The organism is Mesorhizobium sp. M5C.F.Ca.IN.020.29.1.1, assembly GCF_003997375.1.
Lineage (GTDB): Bacteria > Pseudomonadota > Alphaproteobacteria > Rhizobiales > Rhizobiaceae > Mesorhizobium > Mesorhizobium wenxiniae.
The window spans coordinates 1-3027 of sequence record NZ_RZSW01000635.1 but is presented as its reverse complement, the minus strand read 5'-3'; the positions used below and the strand labels follow the sequence as shown (position 1 = coordinate 3027).

Annotated in this window: 2 protein-coding genes and 2 pseudogenes; all 4 read left to right on the top strand. The window is 63.9% G+C overall.

Features of this window, described 5'->3' with window-relative positions; genetic code table 11:
- Window positions 1-352 (top strand): divergent polysaccharide deacetylase family protein (locus EOA85_RS31240; protein ID WP_206523409.1); only part of this gene is annotated, 352 nt, incomplete at its 5' end.
- A 2-nt stretch (window positions 353-354) separates the two neighbouring features.
- Window positions 355-876 carry an RNA pyrophosphohydrolase gene (locus tag EOA85_RS31235; protein WP_127212303.1) on the top strand — a complete coding sequence of 174 codons (522 nt, stop codon included), beginning with the start codon at window positions 355-357 and terminating at the stop codon, window positions 874-876.
- An 89-nt stretch (window positions 877-965) separates the two neighbouring features.
- A pseudogene (gene alr, locus EOA85_RS31230) lies at window positions 966-2115 on the top strand (alanine racemase).
- Between the two features lie 160 nt (window positions 2116-2275).
- Window positions 2276-3027: pseudogene (locus tag EOA85_RS31225) on the top strand (D-amino acid dehydrogenase); the annotation flags it as partial.

Sequence of the window (3027 nt, the reverse complement as noted above, 5' to 3'; positions counted from 1 at the left end):
GGCCGAAGCGGCGGCGATGGGGCCGCTGATGGCAGAGCTCGGCAGGCGCGGCCTGGCCTATGTCGACGACGGTTCGTCGGCGCGTAGCCTGGCACCCGACCTGGCGTTGAAAAACGGCGTGCCGTTCGTTGCCGGCGACACGTCGATCGACGCGGTGCGGGACCGCGGCGCCATTTTGAAGAAGCTGGACGAACTGGAAGCCACCGCGCGGGCGAAAGGCTTTGCCGTCGGCATCGGCTCGGCCTTCGACCTGACGGTCGACACCGTGTCGGCCTGGGTGAGCGAGGCCAAGAAGCGCGGCATCGAGATCGTGCCGATTTCGGCAGTGGCGGTGGATCCGGAAAAAGGTTGAGCATGACGAAGAAAGAACCGGTCGATCCCGAGACGCTGCCTTATCGTCGCTGTGTCGGACTGATGGTCCTCAACGGCGACGGGCTGGTCTGGGTCGGGCATCGCATTGCCGAGCCGGACAGCGAATTCGCCGGCACGACGCAGCTCTGGCAGATGCCGCAGGGCGGCATCGACAAGGGCGAAGAGCCGCTGCAGGCGGCACAGCGGGAACTCTACGAAGAAACCGGCATACGCAGCGTCTCGTTGCTGGATGAGGCGCCGAACTGGATATATTACGACCTGCCGGCCCATCTGGTCGGCATCGCCTTCAAGGGGAAATATCGCGGCCAGACGCAAAAATGGTTCGCCTTCCGCTTTCACGGCGACGTGAGCGAGATCGAGATCAATCCGCCGCCGGGCGGCCACACCGCCGAGTTCGACAAATGGGATTGGCGGCCAATGGAGGAATTGCCCGACCTGATCGTGCCGTTCAAGCGTCAGGTCTATGAGGATGTGGTTGCGGCGTTCCGGCATCTGGTTGCGTAACTTGGCGCAAGCCGCGCTCGCGCCGACCACGGTTGCCGCGTCAGCGCGGTGGCCTTATTGATGGCCAATCCGCTGCAGACGGGGTTGGCATGAACGGCGCTTCCAAAAAATCTCTTTCTGAAAGGGTCGCCGTCAAAGCCGCGCCGATCAGCGAAGCGGCGGCCGGCGCCATATTGACCATCGATCTCGGCGCCATCCGCGAAAATTACCGGCGGCTCAAGGCGCGTTTAGGCGATGTTGGCTGCGCGGGTGTCGTCAAGGCCGACGGCTACGGGCTCGGCGGGGCCCAGGTGGCGGCGGCGCTGGCGGCCGAGGGCTGCGCTACTTTTTTCGTGGCGCATCTGGCCGAAGGTGTCTTGCTGCGCCAGGCGCTCGGCGCACGGCCGGCGATCTATGTGCTGAACGGCATTCAGCCGGGCGCTGAAAGCGAAGCCATCGAAGCGGAGCTGGGCGTGGTCATCAACAGCGCCGGCCAACTCGCCGCCTGGCGCTCGGCGGCGCAGCGGGCCGGCCGCAAGCTCAAGGCTGGAATTCAGGTCGACAGCGGCATGTCGCGGCTCGGCATGGCGGCAGCCGAGGTGGAGGCCGTCACTGCCGATCCGCGGGCTTTCGACGGCATCAACGCCACCTTCGTGATGAGCCATCTCGCTCGCGCCGACGAACCCGAGCATCCGGCCAACGAGCAGCAGCGGCTGGAATTCGAGCGGCTGCGCAGGATGCTGCCACCGGTGCCGGCCTCGCTGGCCAATTCCTCCGGCATCTTTCTTGGGCAGCCCTTTCACTACGACCTCGCCCGGCCCGGTGCGGCGCTCTACGGCATCAATCCGACGCCAGCCGAGGAAAATCCGATGCTGCCGGTGGTGCGGCTTCAGGCAAAGGTCATCCAGACGCGCAGCCTCGTTAGGGGCGCCGGCGTCGGCTATGGCCATATTTCACGTGACCGATTCGCTGGTCGCCGCAACGATCTCGCTTGGCTATGCCGATGGCTGGCATCGTCGCGCGGCTTCCGCCGCCTGGGTCGAAAATGTGCGTTTGCCGTTCGTGGGCCGTGTATCGATGGATTCGATCGTTCTCGACATTTCGGCCCTGCCGCCCGACAGGCTGAAGGCGGGCGACCTCGTCGAACTGATCGGACCGTCGCAAACGGTGGATCAGGCGGCCGGCCATGCCGGCACCATCGGCTATGAAATCTTGACCAGCCTCGGACACCGTTTTCACCGGCGCTATGTGAATGGATAGCGTGCGGGCCTTTTTACGCATCTCGATGTCCCAAAACCGCTGCGTACTTTTGGGCGACATGCTTGGGCACTTGGCGGACGGCGTAAAATCCGGCAGACAGATGGCCACGATGCCCCACCCCCAAAATCCCTGACAAGACGTCGTTCTGGAGAACTATGCGATGAAGATCTTCGTGCTGGGCGGTGGCGTTATCGGGGTCACCACCGCTTATTATCTGGCCGAGGCCGGCCATGAAGTGACTGTCATCGACCGCCAGAAGGGTCCGGCGCTGGAAACCAGCTTTGCCAATGCCGGCGAGATTTCGCCCGGCTATGCCTCGCCCTGGGCCGGTCCCGGCGTCCCGCTGAAGGCGATCAAATGGCTGTTGATGAAGCATGGTCCGCTGGTGGTGCGGCCGACTCTCGATCCGCATATGGGTATGGCTGGTCAGGATGCTGCGCAACTGCACGGCTGAGCGCTATGCGGTGAACAAGGCGCGGATGGTGCCTTTGGCCGAATACAGCCGCGACACGCTGAAAGCGTTGCGCGAGGCGAGCGGCATCGCCTATGACGAGCGCGCCAAGGGAACGCTGCAGCTTTTTCGAACTCAACAGCAGCTCGACGGCACTGCCGGCGATGTCGAAGTGCTGAAGGCATATGGCGTTCCCTACGAGATTCTCGATCCCGACGGCTGCATCTCAGCCGAGCCGGGGCTGGCAGGGGTGCGTGAAAAATTCGTCGGAGGCCTGCGACTGCCGGGCGACGAAACCGGTGACTGCAAGATGTTCACCGACCGTCTGGCCGAGCTCTGCGTGGCGCGTGGCGTCACCTTCGAATACGACACGGAGATACGGCGCGTCGTCAAGAAGCGCAACCGTATCGCCAACCTCAATACGAGCAAAGGTTGGAAGGCTGCCGACGCCTATGTGATGG

Bases quoted from the DNA above. Each gene is read 5' to 3' on its own strand.
- EOA85_RS31235 (WP_127212303.1), top strand. From the start codon at position 355: ATGACGAAGAAAGAACCGGTCGATCCCGAGACGCTGCCTTATCGTCGC.